Below are 984 nucleotides of genomic sequence, written 5' to 3'. Positions count from 1 at the left end.
TAGGGAGCGGCCCGCTGGGCCACCAGGCCGCCGAGACCGGCTCCCATGGGGAGGCGCAGCGCCTGGAACCGGGCGGACACCGAGCCGTCGGTCACCCTCATGTACGTGTCACGCCGGGTCGGGTCGTTGAGCGTCAGGTACGAGACGTCCGTCCCGAGGAGCTGGCGGGCCCGGCGGACGATCGCCGTGAGCACCGAGTCGACCCCTCGGAGAGCGGCGAGGTCGCTGGCCGTGTCGAACAGCGCCGACAGCTCCGACTCCCGTCGCCGGCGCGCGGCGAAGGCCTCCCGGACCTCCAGGGCGAGCAGCTTCACCCGCTCCAGCTCGGCCAGCTCGTCGCCGTCCGCGCCGGCCGCCCGGGCCCGCACCAGCGGCCGCTCGTACTCGATGGCCGCGGCGTCGTCGAGCAGCAGCTCCAGGAACGCGCCCGCCCACGCGCCGGCAGCGGGCCGCGCCGGGTCCTTCCTCAATGGGCGCTCCACCCGCCGTCCATGACGAGGGATGTGCCGGTGACGGAGGCCGCGGCCGGCGAGCAGAGGTAGGCCACGGCCTCGGCGACCTCCGCCGGCTCGATCAGCCGCTTGATCGCGGCCGGCGCGAGCATCACCTGCTCGACGACCTGGTCCTCGGACAGCCCGTGGGCCCTCGCCTGGTCGGCGATCTGCCCCTCGACGAGCGGCGTCCGCACGTAGGCGGGGTTCACGCAGTTCGAGGTGACACCGTGACCGGCGCCCTCGAGGGCGATGACCTTCGACAGGCCCTCCAGCCCGTGCTTCGCCGTCACGTACGCGGACTTGTAGGGCGAGGCCCGCAGCCCGTGGACCGAGCTGACGTTCACGACCCGCCCCCAGCCCCGCTCGTACATGTGCGGCAGCGCGCCGCGGACCAGCCGGAACGGGGCCTCCAGCATCAGCCGCAGGATGTAGGAGAAGCGGTCGACGGGGAACTCGTGCAGCGGGGCCACGTGCTGCAGGCCGGCGTTGT

The 984-nt window shown here is 73.8% G+C and carries 1 protein-coding gene and 1 pseudogene; both read right to left on the bottom strand.

What is annotated here, in order from left to right; genetic code table 11:
• Nucleotides 1-470: pseudogene (locus tag E4P40_RS27710) on the bottom strand (diguanylate phosphodiesterase); the annotation flags it as partial.
• A partial coding sequence (locus E4P40_RS27705; RefSeq protein ID WP_135161483.1) for an SDR family oxidoreductase occupies nt 467-984 on the bottom strand: 518 nt, incomplete at its 5' end. The gene E4P40_RS27705 and the pseudogene E4P40_RS27710, both read right to left, overlap by 4 nt.

The organism is Blastococcus sp. CT_GayMR20 (genome assembly GCF_004570345.1).
This window is presented reverse-complemented; position numbering and strand designations above follow the sequence as displayed.